The sequence below is a fragment of the uncultured Roseovarius sp. genome, from assembly GCF_947489715.1.
Lineage (GTDB): Bacteria > Pseudomonadota > Alphaproteobacteria > Rhodobacterales > Rhodobacteraceae > Roseovarius.
Genome location: NZ_CANLER010000002.1, coordinates 559,779 through 576,820, shown reverse-complemented (window position 1 = coordinate 576,820; position 17,042 = coordinate 559,779). Strand labels below are relative to the sequence as shown.

Genomic DNA, 17,042 nt, shown 5'->3' with positions numbered 1-17,042 from the left:
AAATGAAAGCTTTGGTAAAAGCAAAGCCCGAGCCGGGATTGTGGATGGAATATGTGCCGGTGCCGGAACCGGGGCCAAGCGACGTGCTGATTAAGGTGAAGAAATCGGCGATTTGCGGCACGGATGTGCATATCTGGAAATGGGATGAATTCAGCGCCAAGACGGTGCCGGTGCCGATGGTTGTGGGCCACGAATTTGTCGGCGAGATTGTCGATACCGGTGCGGCGGCGGTGAAATACAAGATTGGCCAGCGGGTCAGCGGCGAAGGGCATGTGGTGTGCGGCACCTGTCGAAATTGCCGTGCCGGGCGAGGGCATCTGTGCCGCAATACCAAGGGCGTGGGGGTGAACCGTCCTGGCTCTTTCGCCGAATATGTCTGTATCCCCGAAAACAATGTTGTGCCGATCCCCGAGGATATCCCCGATGAAATCGCTGCGATTTTTGACCCGTTCGGCAATGCGGTGCACACGGCGCTGAGTTTCGATCTGGTCGGTGAGGATGTGCTGGTGACCGGCGCGGGGCCGATCGGGATCATGGGGGCGCTGGTGGCGCAGAAGGTCGGTGCCCGCAAGGTGGTGATCACCGATATCAACCCTTACCGGCTGGATCTGGCGCGGCAGATGGGCGTGCAATATGTCGTCGATGTCGGCAACGAAGAGCTGCGCACCGTGATGGCCGATATCGGCATGACCGAAGGCTTTGACGTCGGGCTTGAGATGTCGGGCGCGGCACCCGCGATGCAGCAGATGATCGCGCGCATGAACAATGGTGGCAAGGTTGCGCTGTTGGGGATCGCGCCGACGGCGTTTCCGGTCGATTGGAACACGGTGATTTTCAAGATGCTGCATATCAAGGGCATCTATGGCCGCGAGATGTTCGAGACCTGGTACAAGATGATCGCGCTGGTGCAGTCGGGGCTGGATGTGTCGGGCCTGATCACGCATCGCATCGGGATCGACGATTTTGAGGCCGGGTTTGCGGCCATGATCTCGGGCGATTCCGGCAAGGTCGTGATGGATTGGTAGACCATGGCTTTCCCGCGTCTGACCACTGAGCTGACCCTTCGCCACAAGGTGCTGCGCAACCGGATTACCTTCGGGGCGCACACGGCGAATATGTCGGTGGAGGGTCTGCCCGGGAAGCAATACGGCGCCTATCTGCTGGAGCGCGCGATTGGCGGCGCGGGGATGATAGTGGCCGAGCCGGTGCCTGTGCACCGAACCGGGGTTTTGACCCGCGGCAATTTCCTGGCCGAAGACGATGTAGTCATTCCGGCGTTTCGGGCGATAACAGAGCCTGTTCAGGATGCCGGTGCGGTGCTTTTGCAACAGCTCTACCATGTGGGTGCGCATGGCGATTCTGACCTGAGCTATCAGCCGCACTGGAGCCCGTCCGGCCTACCCAGCTATCACGACAGCGATGGCAGTCACGCGATGAATGACGCCGAGATCGAAGAGCTGATTGCGGCGTTCGTGGCCGCGGCGGTGCGTTGCCAGAAGACCGGGTTCGACGGGGTCGAGATCTGGGCGGCTTATCATTCGCTGCTGGAACAATTCTGGACACCGTGGAGCAACCGGCGCGAGGATCGGTGGGGCGGATCGCTGGACAACCGTACTCGGATATCGATGCGCATCCTTGAAGGTATCCGACGCGCCTGTGGCGAGGATTTCATCATCGGGCTGTCAGTGAGCATTTCCGATACCTACCCGGTGCTGCACGGGACCGACGCGCTGTGCGAGATCGTGGCGCTGCACGATGCGACGGGCCATCTGGATTACGTGACCTGCGGATCGGGCGGCTATCTGGATTTCGAAAAGCTGATGCCAAGCTTTGCGGTGGGTGAAAAGTTGACCGTCTCGGCGACCGCCGCGTTGAAACAGGCGGTGACCCATGCCAGGGTTCAGGCCGAAAGTGGCATCCGCACGCCTGAGAATGCCGAGACCGTTCTGAGCAGCGGCGAGGCCGATCTGGTGTCGATCGTTCGCGGGCAGATCGCTGATCCGCATCTGGCGCGGAAAGTGATGGAAGGGCGGCCCGAGGATATTCGAGGCTGCATCTCGTGCAACCAGATGTGCTGGGGACGGCGGTCGCGGGATTACTGGATTTCCTGCCTAGTCAATCCGTCCGTAGGGCGAGAGCATGAGTGGGGTGGAGATTGTTTTTCGGAGACTGATACGCCTGAAAACGTGCTTGTTGTGGGTGCCGGCCCGGCTGGATTAGAGGCTGCGCGGGCGGCGGCGGAGCGCGGCCACAAGGTGGAACTGCATGAGGCGTCGCCAAAGATCGGCGGGCAGTTCCGGCTGGCTGGTGAACAGCCCCGCCGTGCGCAAATTCTAGACCTGCTGGATTGGTATGAACGACAGTTCGAACGGCTGTGCGTTGCTGTGCGGCTCAACTCCTATCTCGACGCGGATGACATACGCGACCGGGGCGCGGACAAGGTGGTGCTGGCAACGGGATCGTTGCCGGACGCAGAGGCGACGCAACGCTGGATGCCGCATTTGGAGCCGCTGCCGGGGATGGAACATGGCCATGTCTACGCGCCCGAAGAGGTGATGCGGCGCGAGGCGCGGTTGGGCGACACGGTGATCGTCTATGACGAGGGCGGCAACATGCGCGGTGTGGGTACGGCGTGGCATTTGGCCGAAGCGGGCAAGCAGGTGGTACTGGTCACTCCCGATCCGATGGTTGGAAAGGAGTTGGCGCGAACTTCTGCCGATATTCCGATCCGTGCGCGTTTGGCGAAACTGGGTGTCCGGATGCTGACAGAACATGCCATCAGCCGTCGGCATGGTCAGGGAGCGACGCTGCACAATCTGCTGGATGGCGCCGAGAAAGAGGTTGCATCCTCTGCCCTTGTGATGGCCACGACCAACCGTTCTTTCGACCCTATTTCAGCCGAAATCGCTGATCTGAACCCTGTGGTGATCGGGGACGCGCAGGCGCCGCGACAGGCCCCTTATGCTTTCTATGAGGGGCGCAAATGCGGAATGGAGATATGACATGACTGATATTGGCGCGACATTCAGAGAATTACACAAGCCGGGTGACCCGTTTTTGCTGTTCAATGCCTGGGACATGGGATCGGCACGGATGATGGAGGCCCTGGGGGCCGAGGCGATTGCCACAACCTCGGCCGGGCATGCCTTTACCCAGGGACGGGTCGATGGTGGCACGCTGACGCGGGACGAGGCGCTGGCGCATGCGCAGGATCTCGTCTCGGTCGTGAAGATCCCGGCTTCGGGCGATTTCGAAAACGGCTTTGGAGAGGCGCCGGATGTTGTGGCCGAGACGATCAGGCTGGCGGCGGAAGTTGGCCTTGCGGGTTGTTCGATCGAGGATACCGCGCTGCCGGAATTTACGCCTTACGCGTTCGATCTGTCGGTGGAGCGTATTCGGGCGGCGGCAAGTGCGGCGCGCGCCGTGCCAGGGGATTTCGTGCTGGTGGCCCGCGCCGATGGTGTGATGATGGACAGTTATGACTGCGACGAGGCTATCCGCCGGATTCAGGCCTATGAGGCCGCCGGGGCGGATTGTGTCTATGTGCCTGTGCCACCGAACAAGGACGAGATGAGCCGCATCATCACAAGCGTTTCGGTGCCCGTGAATGTACTAGCATCGGGGCAGTTTTCGACCCTGACACGCCGTGATTTTGCAAAAATGGGCGCGGCGCGCCTGTCGATTGGCGCGGCGCTGGCACGGGTGGCCTACGGCGCGGCGATTGATGTGGTCTCTGGCATGCTGGGCGGCGATTTTTCAGGTCTTGCCCGGGCAATCGACGAAGATGACATCAACAAACTACTGATCAGAAACAACGGAGACTGAGATGCCTGAAGTTCAGAAAGAGGGCGACGTTGGCGGGAAAAAGCTGCCGAGCCACGCCAAGGCGGTGGTGATCGGGGGCGGCGTGGTTGGTTGCTCGATCCTGTTCCATTTGGCCAAATTCGGCTGGAAAGACGTCGTGCTGCTGGAACGGGACGAATTGACCAGCGGGTCAAGCTGGCACGCGGCGGGGCAGATCCATACGATCAGCAGTGACCCCAATATCAGTCGGCTTCAGGGTTACACGATCGACCTTTACAAAGAGATCGAGGAAACCAGCGGGCATTCGGTGGGCCTGCATATGACCGGTGGGTTTTATCTGGCCTCGAACCAGACCTGGTATGATTACCTCAAGCGCGAACGGTCAAAAGCGCGGTATATGGGCCTGAACCAGGAGTTCATCAGCCCCAAGGAACTGGCCGAACGGCATCCGCTGATCGATCCCAAGCATTATCTTGCGGCGCTTTGGGATGATCAGGACGGCGATCTGGACCCGAGCGGCGCCACCTACGCGTTCGCCAAGGCGGCCAAGGTACATGGCGGCAAATATTTTACGCATTGCAGTGTAATAGAGACGAAACAGCGCCCCGATGGCAGTTGGGATGTGACCACGCCGAAGGGGGTGATCAATGCCGAGCATATCGTCAATTGCGGGGGGCTTTGGGCGCGCGAGGTGGGGCATATGCAGGGTGTCAACCTGCCGGTGCAGCCGATGGAGCATCACTATCTGATTACCGAGGCGATCCCCGAGATCGCCGCCCGCAAAGACCGACTGCCCTGTGGTATCGACTATGAGGCCAATATCTATTTCCGGCAGGAGCGGCAGGGGATGCTGCTGGGCACCTATGAGCCGAAGGGGACGCCCTGGAAGGTGGATGGCACGCCCTGGGAATTCGGGCACGAATTGTTGCCGCCCGATCTGGAGCGGATTGCCGACCGGCTTGAACTGGGCTTTGAGCGTGTTCCAGCGCTGGCCAATGCCGGGATCAAGGACGCGATCAACGGGCCCTTTACCTTTGGACCCGATGGCAACCCGATGATCGGGCCGGTACCGGGGATGAAGAATTACTGGTGCGCCGTGGGTGTGATGGCGGGGTTCTGCCAGGGCGGTGGCGTGGGCCTGACGATGGCTGAATGGATGATCGATGGCGAACCCAGTATTGATGTCTGGGCGATGGATGTGGCGCGGTTCGGCGATTGGGCCAGTCCGGATTGGGGCACGGTCAAGTCGACCGAGAATTACGAGCGCCGCTTCGTGATGACTTTTCCGAACGAAACCCTTCCGAAGGGTCGCAAACAGAAAACCACCGCGCTTTATGACCGGTTGGTGGCCAGGGGCGCTGTGATGGATCAGGGGTTTGGCCTGGAAAACGCGCTATGGTTCGCCGACGGGCCGGAAGATGCCCATGAGGAACCGACCTTCCGCCGCAACCGGTCGTTTGATTACGTCGCGCGCGAGGTCAGGGCGGTGCGCGAGGCGGTTGGCGCCATCGAGATCGCGAACTTTGCCAAGCACGAATTCAAAGGTTCCGGCACAAAGGCATTTTTAGACACTATTCTGGCCGGATATGTACCGAAACCGGGCCGTTTGGCCCTGACACCGATGCTGACCGAGAACGGCAAGTTATATGGGGATCTGACGGTCGCCTGCCTGGGCGAAGAGCATTTCATGCTGTTCGGATCGGGGGCGATGCAGGAGGCACATCGCCGTTGGTTCGAGAGCCAGTTGCCGACGGGCGTGACCTATGAAAATGTCAGCGATGACTGGCACGGCATCGCGTTGAGCGGGCCGAAATCACGCGACCTGCTGCAACGGGTCACCCGCAAGGATGTGAGTGCCGAAACGTTCAAGTTCCGCGATCTGGATCAGTGCTATGTCGGCGATGTGCCGGTGATCCTGAACCGGATCAGTTTTTCGGGTGAATTGGGCTATGAGATCTACTGCAAGCCGCAATACCTGCTGCGTCTGAGTGAGGCGATCGAGGAGGCGGGGGCCGATCTGGGCTTGCGTTGGTACGGTGCGCGCGCGCTGATGAGCATGCGACTGGAAAAAGGCTGGGGTGTCTGGACGCTGGATTTCCGCCCCGACTTTACCGCAGCTGAATCGGGCCTTGATGTCTTCATCAACTGGAAGAAGGACTTTGTTGGCAAGGCAGCCGCCGAGAAGCAGCGTACTGAGGGGGCCGCGAACAAGCTGGTGACACTGGTGATTGATGTGGACGGGATCGACGTCAGCAATGATGAGGCGATTTTGCAAGACGGTCGCGCCGTGGGTTATGTTAGCTCGGGCGGATATGCGCATCACGTCGGAAAATCTGTCGCTATGGGATACGTTCCGTCGGAATTGGCTAAGGGCGGCACGAAAGTGCAGGTAGAGATCCTGGGCGAGATGCATGACGCCGAAATTCAGGGCGCGCCACTTTACGATGCGAATGGGGCCAATATGAGGGCCTGAAAGCGGAGGATTCCGAGGTGAGTGTGGAAGACAGGGCAAAACGATATGTCTTCCTGCTGATCCCGGGGTTTTCGCCTCTGGGCATGACCTGCGCGCAGGAGACGCTGTCGCTGGCCAACCGCTTTGCCGGGGGTAGCCGACAATATTATGAATGGTTGCTGATCAGCGAAGATGGCGCGCCGGTCACCAGCTGGAACGGGCTGAGCGTGGCGGTGGATGCCGGGTTGATCGACCTGCATCGCAACGACACGCTTATCGTCTGCGCCGGGGTCGATGCGGCGGTGGGCAGCAGCCGCAAGGTGCTGAACTGGCTCAGGCGTGAAACCCGCAAGGGTATGGATTTCGGCGCGCTGAGCAGCGGCACCTGGACATTGGCCATGGCGGGTCTGCTGGCGGGCAAACGGGTGACGACCCATTGGGAATATGCCAGCGCAATCTTGGAAACCTTTCCAGACGTGGAGATGCAGGAATCGATCTACACCGTTGATGGCCGGGTGTTTACCTGTGCCGGCAGCGCCAGTTCGATGGACCTGATGCTGGACCGGATCAACTCGGATTATGGCGCGGAACTGGCGACATGGGTGGCGGACCAGATGATCTATACAGCGCCGCGGTCGGAAACCCATTCGCAGCGGGTGTCGATGGCCGGGCGCATGGGGGTGCGCCACACCAAGCTGGTGCAGGCGATCGAGATCATGCGCGACAATATCGAAGACCCGATTCCACCCAACCAGGTCGCCAGCGACGTGGGGATGTCGACCCGGCAGCTGGAGCGGTTGTTTGCGCGGTATCTGAACACCTCGCCCAAGAAATACTATCTGGGCCTGCGGCTGGAAAAGGCGCGGAACCTGCTGATGCAGACCGAGCTTTCGCTGATGGAGATTTGCGTTCTATGCGGGTTTCGCGCGCCGTCGCATTTTTCGAAGACCTATCGCAAGGCGTTTGGTGTCGCGCCCAGTCGGGATACGCGCGGGTCCAGCCTGTTGTTCTCGGAGCGCTAGGCGCGAATTGACGCGAATTTGTCGTTTTCAGGCATAGTAGGGTGTCGCGTTTCGCAATGTTATGGGCCGCCCGGTAGCGCATGTTTGTAGGCGACAGATACCTGAACGGGGATGGCCATGACCACAGTTGAGATCATCGAAGACGGGCGGGCAATTGCACTGACCGTCGCGGGCGAAACGTATCGTTTCCACGCCATCTGGCTGCGTGACAATGCCTGGGACGATGCCACGCGCGCGCCGGGGAACGGACAGAGGTTGATAGCGTTGCGCGACATTCCTGAAGGCACGCAAATTGCCGCCGCTTCGGTCGATGGCGAACAGTTGCAGTTGAATTTTGCACCGGAAGGCCGCCAAATCTCCTATGACATCGACTGGTTGATGAGCCACGTTTATGACACTAGGGAAAACACCCAAATCGGCTGGAATAGTGACGATGTTACGCCTTGGGACGATGCCTTGATTGACCACATCCCTCTTGGTGATTTTGCACGCGTACAGTCCGACCCTGCGGCGCGGGCAGCATGGCTGGGCGGCGTTGCCCGCTATGGATTTGGCAAGCTGACGGGCGGACCGGTGAAAGAAGGTGCGTTGTTTCAGGTGGCGGATCTTTTCGGTTATGTGCGCGAGACCAATTACGGCCGGCATTTCGAGGTAAGGACCGAGGTGAACCCGACAAACCTTGCCTATACAGGGTTGGGATTGCAGGCCCATACGGACAATCCTTACCGTGATCCGGTGCCAACGGTGCAGATCCTTTATTGTCTAGAAAACTCGGCAGAAGGTGGCGAGAACATGGTGGTTGACGGGTTTGCCTGCGCGCTCAGGCTGCGCGACGAAAACCCCGAAGGGTTTGAGCTGCTCAGCCGGTATTGTGCGCGGTTTGAATATGCCGGTGAGGACGGGGTTTGCCTGCGCTCGCGCCGTCCGATGATCGAGTTGGCGCCGGATGGCGAGTTGATCGGCGTGCGGTTCAACAACCGGTCTGCGGCAGCGATCACCGATGTGCCCTATGCGGATATGGAAGCCTATTACGCGGCCTATCGCCACCTGGGCGAGATCATTGATGACCCGGCGATGGAAGTGACGTTCAAATTGGCCCCGGGCGAGTGTTTCATCGTCAACAACACGCGGGTTCTTCATGCGCGTAAGGGCTATTCCGGTGAAGGCTCGCGCTGGTTACAGGGGTGCTATGCGGATATGGACGGGCTGCGCTCGACCCATGCGGCGCTGGTACAGAAACTGGAGATGGCAGCGGAATGAATGAGGCCAAACAGAGCCTGACACAGGCAAATATCGTTGATTTTCTGGCGGGTATCTTCGAGCGGCGCGGTGATGAGGAATATCTGGGCGAGCCGGTGACCATGGCCGAACATATGTTGCAGGGTGCCACCATTGCCGAGCAGAATGGCCAAAGCGAAGAGATCATCGTGGCCACGCTTTTGCATGATATTGGGCATTTCACCTCCGAATTCGGCACTTTCAGCATGGCGGACACCGAAGATCGCTATCACGAAGAGGCCGGTGCCGAGGTGTTGGAACGTTTCTTTCCGACGGTGGTGACGGATTGCGTGCGTTATCATGTTGCGGCCAAGCGGTATCTTTGTGCCACCCGGCCTGAATACCTGGCGTTGCTCAGCGCCGCGTCGGTGCATTCACTTAACCTTCAGGGTGGGCCAATGAGTGATGCAGAAGTTACCGATTTCGAGACTAATCCTAACCTCGAAGATATCGTCGCCGTGCGTTATCTGGATGACGCAGGCAAGCACCCCGATATGGAGACACCGGGGTTCGCGCATTTCGCCCCGATGGTGCAGCGCGTGGTAGATGCCTATTGCGCGTCCGTGAACAGCCCGGCGTAACGGTCACGCAGTGCCTTCTTTTGCACCTTACCCATCGTGTTTCGGGGTAATTCGGGCAGGAACAGATACTGTTTTGGCTGCTTGAACTTCGCCAAATCGGTGCGCAGGGCGGTGGAAATGTCATCTTTGGTCACAGCTTTGTTTTCCGGTACGATCACGGCAATAACGGCCTCACCAAAGTCCGGATGGGGCACGCCGACCACTGCACTTTCCTTGACGCCGGGGATGGCGTCGATCAGGGCTTCGACTTCTTTCGGGTAGACGTTGAAACCGCCTGTAATCACCATGTCCTTGGCGCGACCGACGATGGTGACGTATCCGCGCTCGTCAATGAAACCCTGATCACCGGTGATGAACCAGCCGTCGGGGCGCAGTTCCTCGGCGGTTTTTTCGGGCATTCGCCAATAGCCTTGAAACACATTCGGTCCACGTATTTCCAACACACCGATTTCTCCCTTCGGCACCTCTTTCCCGTTCGCCATGATCCTGAGATCGACACCGGGTAGTGGAAACCCTACAGTTCCGGCGCGCCGTTCACCGTTATAGGGGTTTGATGTGTTCATGTTGGTTTCGGTCATGCCATAGCGCTCAAGGATGCGGTGGCCTGTGCGGGCCTCCCATTTTTCATGGGTATCGACCAGAAGCGGGGCAGAACCAGAGATGAATAAGCGCATGTTCGAGACAGTTTCATGCGTCAAACCGTCGTGGTCCAGAAGGCGGGTATAAAACGTTGGAACGCCCATAAGCGCGGTGGCATTAGGCATTGCATTGATGATGGCATCAGCGTCAAATCCGGGCAGGAAATGCACGGACGCCCCGGCCAGAAGGGCCACATTCGTAGCAACGAAAAGCCCGTGGGTGTGGAAAATCGGTAGCGCATGGATCAACACATCATCCGGTGTGAAGTGCCAGGTGTCGCGCAGGGTCTCGGAATTTGAGGCCAGATTGGCGTGGCTGAGCATGGCCCCTTTAGAGCGGCCCGTCGTGCCGGAGGTATATAGGATCGCAGCCAGATCATCAGCGTCGCGGGGCACAGCCAAGAAGCCGGGCGCGCCCTTTGCCTGCATCAGCGTGCCGGTGCCATCGGCGGCAAGAGTAAGGAGTGTTGCACTGCCCGCAATTGCCGAAATTTCGTTCATTCGGGCTGGATCGCAGACGATGATCCGCGGGGTTGCGTCGGACAGGAAATAGGCCAATTCAGACACTGTATAGGCGGTATTCAGAGGCAAAAAGACACCACCGGCCATGATGGTACCAAGGTACAACTGCAAGGCTTCCAACGATTTTTTGACCTGCACGGCGACCCGGTCACCTGGCATCAGCCCGGCGCCCACGAGGGCGGCGGCCAAAGCTTCGGCACCTCTGAACAAGCCTTCATAGGTGACGTCGGGGCCATCGGGGCGTGTGGCGAAGATTTTGGAGGATCTGCCCGAGGCAGAGAGGCGACAAAGCAGGTGGTTCTGGTCATACATAGCGAGGTTCCCGAGGTCTGACCTTATTTGCCAAGGGTGGAGACAGAAGCGCAAGGGTTGCGATTGACCTTTTCGCGGGCATTGGACACATTCACCAGCAGGAGGGCCGCATTATGAGCCCAATCAAGGGTATCGCGCTTAAGCTCTGCTCGGTCGTTTTGTTCATTACCATGGTGTCGATGATCAAGGCGACGGCGCAACATGTGCCTGTGGGCGAGGCGGTTTTCTTTCGCTCTTTCTTTGCCATCCCTGTCATTCTGGGCTGGCTGATCGCGCGGGGTGATCTGCGTACCGGGCTGAAGGTGAAATCAAAGCTGGGTCATTTCTGGCGTGGTTTTGTCGGTAGCCTGGCGATGGGGATGAGCTTTGCCGCATTGGGCCTTTTGCCCCTGCCCGAAGTCACAGCGCTTGGTTATGCCGCACCACTGCTGACGGTGGTTTTCGCAGCGATGTTTCTGGATGAAAAGGTCGGAGCTTTTCGGATCAGCGCCGTGATGCTGGGGCTGGTGGGCGTGCTGATCGTGGTGTCGCCGCGCCTTAGTCTACTGGGGTCCGAGACGATGGAGACCACGCAGGCCGTGGGCGCGGTGCTGGTCTTGATGGGGGCTGTCAGTGCGGCATTGGCCCAGATCTACATCCGCAAACTGGTGCAGACCGAACAGACATCGGCGATTGTTTTCTACTTCTCGATCACCTCGGCTGCACTGTCACTTCTGACGATTCCGTTTGGCTGGGTGATGCCGTCAACCGGTGAGATCACCTTGCTGGTGCTGGCTGGGTTGATCGGCGGGGCGGGGCAGATCTTCCTGACTTCCGCCTACCGTTTTGCCGATGCCAGCGTGGTGGCACCGTTTGATTATGCCTCTATGATCTTTGCGCTGATCATCGGCTATTTCATCTTTGACGAAGTGCCTACAGGCACGATGCTGATAGGGGCGGCGATCGTCATTCTGGCGGGTTGCATTATCATCTGGCGCGAAAGGCAACTGGGCCTCAAGCGAGGTCAGGCGCGGGCGGTGAAGACGCCGCAGGGATAGGTGTATTTTTCTTCTCGGTATAAGGCGGACGACGCGAACAGTTCAGGTGGCCACGAACGACGGTAAACAAGATAAACAAACGTTCTGGACGTTACGGACGTTTGGGCAGGACGAGCTCATCGATTTCGCCCGCAAAAAGAAGTCGCATCGGAGGCACACCGCTGGGGTAATTGTATAGAGTAAATGTCCCGCCATCTGGTGGTATGATGCTGAACCCGATGGAGGCCGAAACCGTCGGTGTCCGTACGCGGAAATCGGTTCTTCCGGGTCTACAAACGGCGTGCCGTCATGACAGGCAATTGGGCGTCCCGTATCAGCGGAATAGACGGCTTCAAAGCCAAATCTTACTCTTGACGGTACGACGTCATACAGGACCAATCCGCTGATGGTCTGGCTACCCACCGTTACAACGGCGTCGTAATTGACATCGGCTGTAAAGACGGCGTCACCATCCTGTGTCCAGCCCCGAAATTCGGTGTACCATTCGCCTAAGCGCCCACCTGATTCCAGATAATCCCAGGTGACTTCGTAGTTTTCATCTGGATCGATATATTCTTCGTCGCGCAGATATCGATCAAGGTCATTTTCGAGAAGCGCTGCGCCAAAACATAATTCGAAAATGTCCCTCGCAACAGCTCCGTCGGTGACCTCTAACAGTTCACGACCGCCGGGGGCGGTGTACAGCAGAGCATAATACTCAACCGTGTCACCAATATCCTCTTCCAGCAAACCTGCCAGTCTTGCACCGTCATTGCGTAGCGAAAGTTCAGTGAATCGCCCGGGAAATCTGGCGTCTTTGACCCGCTGGAAGTCTCTGTGCCACCCCTCATAAAAGACATCAACCGGGGCATCTTCGCGTCCGCGCACCACTGTGATCCAGTCAATGGAGTACCGGGTTAGGCCGCCAACAGAGGCTTGACGCGCGATATACATATCCGGTTGGCCTTCGGCCTGTGCGGCCAGGCTACCCAGACCTCTGGCGAGGTCATCCAGGATTGAGCATCCTGACATTGGCAAGACTGAAGCAAGCATCACCCATTTGGTAAAAGACATAAACATTCCAAAAATCCATAAATTAAAGCCATGATGCCAGTTGCGCGGTGTTGATAAAGCTACGGCCTAACAAGAAGGGGGCAGATCAGGCATCAATAGGCGCTGAGTCAGACAGATTTTGAGGTCTATTTCCCCATCAGTACAGCGCCGGCATAAAGTGGCCAGATGGTGGCGCGGCGGAAGCGACCGAGAGGGAAGCGTTTGGGTGCGGATTGCATGATCTTTGGATGGAGCCGCGTGCCCGCCTGCCCCAATACCTGATCGGCCAGCAACGCGCCGGCGTAGGAAGCCATCGCCACGCCGTTACCGTGATAACTGAGTGCGGTGAAAGCACCGGGCATTTCGGGGATCGGCCCGGCATAAGGGGTCAGATCGCGTGAAATCGAGAGCAGGCCTTGCCAAGTATAGGGCGTATCGACCCCGGCCCAGGCAGGGAACATCGCCTCAAAATGCCGACGGATCAGGCGATACATCCTGGCATCCGCGGCGGCAGAACTGACCAACCCGCCGCGCATGCCGAAAAGCATCTGATTGTTCGGCATCAGGCGAAAATAATGCAGCAGGAATCGGTCATCAAAAGACATCTGGTTGCTGGTCCAGCCTTGTGCGTTCAACTCTTCTTCGCTCATCGGGCGGGTCACGATGACGTTGCTTTGGGTGGGCAGGTAGCGGGCGCGCAGCCATCTGGGCAGATCGTCGGAAGAATAGCCGTTGGTCGCCACGATCAGCCGCTTGGCGGTGATCTGGGCGCTAGGCGTGGTCAGGGTGAAATTCCCCTGCTGGTCGATACGCTGCACCGGGGAGTGGGCGAAAATCCGAGCGCCTGCGCAGGTGGCCGCATTGGCGAGGCCAAGCGTATATTTCATCGGGTTGAGGGCAAAGCCGATGGGTGTGGTCATGGCGCCAAAAAACGGACCCTGCATGCCACTGGCTGCCAGTTCGGTTCTGGCGGTGATCACCGGGGTCACACCAAAATCACGCTCGACCTCTTTTGCTTTCGCCTCGAAACCGTCCATCGCCTTTTGGCTATGGGCCATCAGGGTCTCACCCTCGGAATGCACATCGCAGTCGATATTGTGCCGTCTGATCAGATCGGCGGCCAGATCGACGGCGCGGTGTTCGGTGCTGCGGAATTCACGGCGGGCAGTCTCACCGTAGAGTTTGGCAAGAATAGTGTCTGATGCAGCCGATCCACCCAGGCAGCAGAAGCCGCCATTGCGGCCCGACGCGCCCCAGCCCGGCGTTTGCGCATCAAGTACGACGATGTCGCGGCCCGCCTCGGCCAGATGCAGCGCGGCAGAAAGCCCGGTGAAGCCTGCGCCGATTACGGCCACATCGCAGGTGATCGGACCCGTAGCTGCGGGGTATTCAGGCATGGGAACGGTGCCCGACCAATAGCAATGTTCGCGCGGGCCTGACCCATAGGTATAGGTCGGGAAGATGCGTGTCATGCCTTGACGGCGGCGCGTTCCTCGGCCTGTTGTCGCAGCGTGGCACGTTTGGTGATCAAAGAGGCGGTGATCACGCCGATGGCTACGATACCGATCATCAGGGTCGATAGCGCGTTGATCTCGGGCGAGACGCCAAGGCGCACCGAACTCCAGATTTTCATCGGCAGGGTGGTGGCGGACGGCCCGGCGGTGAAGCTGGCAATGACCAGATCATCAAGGCTGAGCGTGAAGGCCAACAGCCAGCCCGAGATCACCGCGGGCGCGATGATCGGCAGGGTGACCAGCCGAAAGGCCTCCATCGGGGAGCAGCCCAGATCAAGGGCAGCCTCTTCCAGAGACCGGTCGAAACTGACCAGCCGCGAGGAGACCACGACCGAGACATAGCACATCGAGAAGGTGGTATGCGCTAACACGATGGTAAAGACGCCGCGATCCAGCCCGATGCCGATGAAGAGCAGCAAGAGCGATAGACCTGTGATCACCTCTGGCATCACCAGTGGCGCGTAGATCATGCCGGAAAACAGCGTGCGTCCGGCAAAGCGGCCCGCACGCACCAGAACCAGCGCACCCATCGTGCCCAGTACCGTGGCGAAGGTTGAGCTGATGACGGCGACCTTGAGCGTGACCCAAGCGGCGTTCAGGAAGGCCTCGTTCTGGAGCAACTCGCCATACCATTTGGTCGAGAACCCGGCCCAGACGGTCACTAGCTTACTGGAGTTGAAGCTGTAGACGATCAGGATGAGCATCGGCAGATAAAGGAAGGCGAAACCCAAGGTGAGGGCGGTCGTGTTGAACCATGTCAGGCGTCTCATCCGTCAATCTCCCTCTGTTTTTGCTCGTTCCGCTGGAAGAGAATGATCGGGATGATCAGGATCAGGAGCAGGATCACCGCAACCGCCGAGGCGACGGGCCAGTCGCGGTTGTTGAAGAATTCCTCCCAAAGGACCTTGCCAATCATCAGGGTTTTCGAGCCGCCCAGCAGCGACGGGATGACGAATTCACCCAATGTCGGGATGAATACCAGAAAACACCCGGCGATGATGCCGTTCTTGGACAGCGGCACGGTGACCAGCCAGAAGGCTGTCAGGCGCGAGCAGCCCAGATCCTCGGCGGCCTCCAACAGGGACGCATCAAGCCTTTCCAGCGCCGAATAGATCGGCAGGATCATGAAGGGCAGATAGGTGTAGACAATGCCGATATAGACGGCTGTGTTGGTGTTGAGGATGGTCAGCGGTTCGGAAATCAGGCCGGTGCCGAGCAGGAACTGATTAAGGTAGCCTTCGTTACTGAGGATGCCCATCCAGGAATAGACGCGGATCAGGAAGCTGGTCCAGAAGGGCAGGATCACCAGCATCATCAGGGTCGGGCGCCAATGATCGGGCGCGTTGGCCATGCCATAGGCGATCGGGTAGCCGACCAGCAAGGTGAAGAGAGTGGCGATGATGGCGATCTTGAGCGAGGACAGGTAGGCCTTCCAGTAAAGATCGTCTGTCGTAAGGAATTCGAAGTTTTCTAGGTCAAGTTCGGCCCAGAAATCCTTGAAACCCTGCCAGCCGGTGCTGAAATCCAGTGTTGGCGTGTAGGGCGGGATCGCAAGGGCAGTGTCACTGAGGCTGATTTTCAGCACGATCAGGAACGGCACCAGAAAGAGGGCCAGAAGCCAGAGATAGGGGACGAGGATCAGGGTGGCGCGACGCATGGGCTTACTCCTTCAACAGGACACCGGCGGTGTCTGTCCAGGAGAGCCAAACCTCGTCTTCCCAGGTGAAAGATCGACGCGAGAGTCTGCGCGTATTGGCGGTCTGCGATTTTACCACCTGCCCGGTCGACAGTTCGACATGGTAGGTCGAGAGGTTGCCGAGATAAGCGATATCAAGAATTTTGCCCTGAAGCGCGTTAGCGGCATCCGAAGGCTTTTCGGCCGTAATAGAGACTTTTTCAGGACGGATCGCGAGGTGGCAGGACTGTCCCTTGGAAAGCTGTATATCAGATTTGGCGCGCAGGTCGGGCTGTCCTTCGGCAAAGGCGATGTCATAGCCGTCGCCCGAAGGCGTTGCGGTGCCGCTGATGATGGTCACGTCACCGATGAAGTCGGCCACGTAGACCGAGCTCGGCATCTCGTAGATGCGTGCGGGGGTATCGGCCTGAATGATCTTGCCGTGATCCATGACCGCGACGCGTGAGGCGACGGTCATCGCCTCTTCCTGATCGTGGGTCACAATCACGAAGGTGGTGCCGGTCTTTTCCTGGATGTCCATCAGTTCGAATTGGGTGTCCTGGCGCAGCTTGGCATCCAGCGCGCCAAGTGGTTCGTCCAGCAAAAGCAGTTTCGGTGCTTTGGCAAGTGAGCGGGCAAGGGCCACGCGCTGACGCTGACCGCCAGAGCATTGGTGCGGTTTGCGTTTGGCGAATTGCTCCAGCCGGGTGAGTTTCAGCATCTCGGCCACACGGGCGTCGATCTGATCCTTGGGCATGCTATCGCGCTTCAGGCCAAAGGCGATGTTCTCCCAGATGCTGAGATGCGGAAAGAGCGCGTAGGACTGAAACATCATGTTCACGGCACGTTTGTTGGGCGGAATGGGTGCGATGTCCTGCCCGCCCAAAAGGATGGTGCCTTCGGTGGGCGTTTCAAACCCGGCAAGCATCCGCATCATTGTGGTCTTGCCGCATCCCGAGGGGCCCAGAAGGGCAAAGAATTCCTGTTCGTAGATATCGAACGACTGGTTGTCGATGGCAACAAAATCACCAAATCGTTTGGTCACATTCTTGAACTGAATAAGCGGTTTCGCGTCCGGATCGTTCCACGGCTCAAATACTGTTTGTCCCATCCCTGCCCCCTGAATACAGTTAAAAAAGCCCGCGCGAAACATGTTGCGCGGGCTTGAAAATTTT

General features: G+C 58.7%; 14 protein-coding genes. 8 read left to right on the top strand and 6 right to left on the bottom strand.

Features of this window, described 5'->3' with window-relative positions; genetic code table 11:
• The first annotated feature begins 2 nt into the window (after nucleotides 1-2).
• The 7 genes from tdh (at nucleotide 3) to Q1B27_RS08465 (ending at nucleotide 9,137) form a co-directional block, all read left to right on the top strand.
• Entirely contained in the window at nucleotides 3-1,025 is a 1,023-nt protein-coding gene (tdh, locus tag Q1B27_RS08495; RefSeq protein WP_299846841.1) for an L-threonine 3-dehydrogenase, read from the top strand.
• A 3-nt stretch (nucleotides 1,026-1,028) separates the two neighbouring features.
• Nucleotides 1,029-3,002, top strand: coding sequence for an FAD-dependent oxidoreductase (locus Q1B27_RS08490; RefSeq protein WP_299846418.1), 1,974 nt, complete (start codon nucleotides 1,029-1,031; stop codon nucleotides 3,000-3,002).
• Nucleotide 3,003: 1 nt separating this feature from the next.
• Nucleotides 3,004-3,825 carry an isocitrate lyase/phosphoenolpyruvate mutase family protein gene (locus Q1B27_RS08485; protein WP_299846416.1) on the top strand — a complete coding sequence of 274 codons (822 nt, stop codon included), beginning with the start codon at nucleotides 3,004-3,006 and terminating at the stop codon, nucleotides 3,823-3,825.
• Between the two features lies 1 nt (nucleotide 3,826).
• Entirely contained in the window at nucleotides 3,827-6,277 is a 2,451-nt protein-coding gene (locus Q1B27_RS08480) for an FAD-dependent oxidoreductase (RefSeq protein WP_299846414.1), read from the top strand.
• A 17-nt stretch (nucleotides 6,278-6,294) separates the two neighbouring features.
• On the top strand, nucleotides 6,295-7,278 hold the full coding sequence (locus tag Q1B27_RS08475; protein WP_367181342.1) for a GlxA family transcriptional regulator: 984 nt from the start codon (nucleotides 6,295-6,297) through the stop codon (nucleotides 7,276-7,278).
• A 117-nt stretch (nucleotides 7,279-7,395) separates the two neighbouring features.
• The gene (locus tag Q1B27_RS08470) at nucleotides 7,396-8,538 is read left to right on the top strand and encodes a TauD/TfdA family dioxygenase (protein ID WP_299846412.1); all 1,143 of its coding nucleotides are present in this window, start codon (nucleotides 7,396-7,398) and stop codon (nucleotides 8,536-8,538) included.
• Nucleotides 8,535-9,137 carry an HD domain-containing protein gene (locus tag Q1B27_RS08465; protein WP_299846410.1) on the top strand — a complete coding sequence of 201 codons (603 nt, stop codon included), beginning with the start codon at nucleotides 8,535-8,537 and terminating at the stop codon, nucleotides 9,135-9,137. Before Q1B27_RS08470 ends, Q1B27_RS08465 begins: the two co-directional genes overlap by 4 nt.
• On the opposite strand, the gene Q1B27_RS08460 is transcribed toward Q1B27_RS08465, so the two are convergent.
• The gene (locus Q1B27_RS08460; RefSeq protein WP_299846408.1) at nucleotides 9,107-10,609 is read right to left on the bottom strand and encodes a malonyl-CoA synthase; all 1,503 of its coding nucleotides are present in this window, start codon (nucleotides 10,607-10,609) and stop codon (nucleotides 9,107-9,109) included. The genes Q1B27_RS08465 and Q1B27_RS08460 overlap by 31 nt on opposite strands.
• Before the next feature lie 113 nt (nucleotides 10,610-10,722).
• Between Q1B27_RS08460 and Q1B27_RS08455 the strand changes: the two genes are divergently transcribed.
• A complete protein-coding gene (locus Q1B27_RS08455; protein ID WP_299846406.1) occupies nucleotides 10,723-11,646 on the top strand; it encodes a DMT family transporter in 924 nt (307 codons plus the stop codon).
• 42 nt (nucleotides 11,647-11,688) lie between these two features.
• On the opposite strand, the gene Q1B27_RS08450 is transcribed toward Q1B27_RS08455, so the two are convergent.
• From Q1B27_RS08450 to Q1B27_RS08430, 5 genes are all read right to left on the bottom strand, one after another.
• The gene (locus Q1B27_RS08450; protein ID WP_299846404.1) at nucleotides 11,689-12,705 is read right to left on the bottom strand and encodes a hypothetical protein; all 1,017 of its coding nucleotides are present in this window, start codon (nucleotides 12,703-12,705) and stop codon (nucleotides 11,689-11,691) included.
• 119 nt (nucleotides 12,706-12,824) lie between these two features.
• Nucleotides 12,825-14,150, bottom strand: a complete 1,326-nt coding sequence (locus tag Q1B27_RS08445) for an FAD-binding oxidoreductase (RefSeq protein ID WP_299846402.1) — start codon at nucleotides 14,148-14,150, stop codon at nucleotides 12,825-12,827.
• The gene (locus Q1B27_RS08440) at nucleotides 14,147-14,962 is read right to left on the bottom strand and encodes an ABC transporter permease (protein ID WP_299846401.1); all 816 of its coding nucleotides are present in this window, start codon (nucleotides 14,960-14,962) and stop codon (nucleotides 14,147-14,149) included. The genes Q1B27_RS08445 and Q1B27_RS08440 overlap by 4 nt, the downstream gene beginning before the upstream one ends.
• Complete coding sequence (locus Q1B27_RS08435) at nucleotides 14,959-15,849, bottom strand: ABC transporter permease subunit (RefSeq protein WP_299846400.1); 891 nt, start codon at nucleotides 15,847-15,849, stop codon at nucleotides 14,959-14,961. The genes Q1B27_RS08440 and Q1B27_RS08435 overlap by 4 nt, the downstream gene beginning before the upstream one ends.
• Nucleotides 15,850-15,853: 4 nt before the next feature.
• Nucleotides 15,854-16,978 (bottom strand): ABC transporter ATP-binding protein, encoded by a 1,125-nt coding sequence (locus Q1B27_RS08430; RefSeq protein ID WP_299846399.1) that lies wholly within the window; start codon nucleotides 16,976-16,978, stop codon nucleotides 15,854-15,856.
• Between the last annotated feature and the right edge of the window lie 64 nt (nucleotides 16,979-17,042).

Coding starts and splice junctions, on each gene's coding strand:
- tdh (WP_299846841.1), top strand. CDS start 3: ATGAAAGCTTTGGTAAAAGCAAAGCCCGAGCCGGGATTGTGGATGGAA.
- Q1B27_RS08490 (WP_299846418.1), top strand. CDS start 1,029: ATGGCTTTCCCGCGTCTGACCACTGAGCTGACCCTTCGCCACAAGGTG.
- Q1B27_RS08485 (WP_299846416.1), top strand. CDS start 3,004: ATGACTGATATTGGCGCGACATTCAGAGAATTACACAAGCCGGGTGAC.
- Q1B27_RS08480 (WP_299846414.1), top strand. CDS start 3,827: ATGCCTGAAGTTCAGAAAGAGGGCGACGTTGGCGGGAAAAAGCTGCCG.
- Q1B27_RS08470 (WP_299846412.1), top strand. CDS start 7,396: ATGACCACAGTTGAGATCATCGAAGACGGGCGGGCAATTGCACTGACC.
- Q1B27_RS08465 (WP_299846410.1), top strand. CDS start 8,535: ATGAATGAGGCCAAACAGAGCCTGACACAGGCAAATATCGTTGATTTT.
- Q1B27_RS08460 (WP_299846408.1), bottom strand. CDS start 10,609: ATGTATGACCAGAACCACCTGCTTTGTCGCCTCTCTGCCTCGGGCAGA.
- Q1B27_RS08455 (WP_299846406.1), top strand. CDS start 10,723: ATGAGCCCAATCAAGGGTATCGCGCTTAAGCTCTGCTCGGTCGTTTTG.
- Q1B27_RS08450 (WP_299846404.1), bottom strand. CDS start 12,705: ATGTTTATGTCTTTTACCAAATGGGTGATGCTTGCTTCAGTCTTGCCA.
- Q1B27_RS08445 (WP_299846402.1), bottom strand. CDS start 14,150: ATGACACGCATCTTCCCGACCTATACCTATGGGTCAGGCCCGCGCGAA.
- Q1B27_RS08440 (WP_299846401.1), bottom strand. CDS start 14,962: ATGAGACGCCTGACATGGTTCAACACGACCGCCCTCACCTTGGGTTTC.
- Q1B27_RS08435 (WP_299846400.1), bottom strand. CDS start 15,849: ATGCGTCGCGCCACCCTGATCCTCGTCCCCTATCTCTGGCTTCTGGCC.
- Q1B27_RS08430 (WP_299846399.1), bottom strand. CDS start 16,978: ATGGGACAAACAGTATTTGAGCCGTGGAACGATCCGGACGCGAAACCG.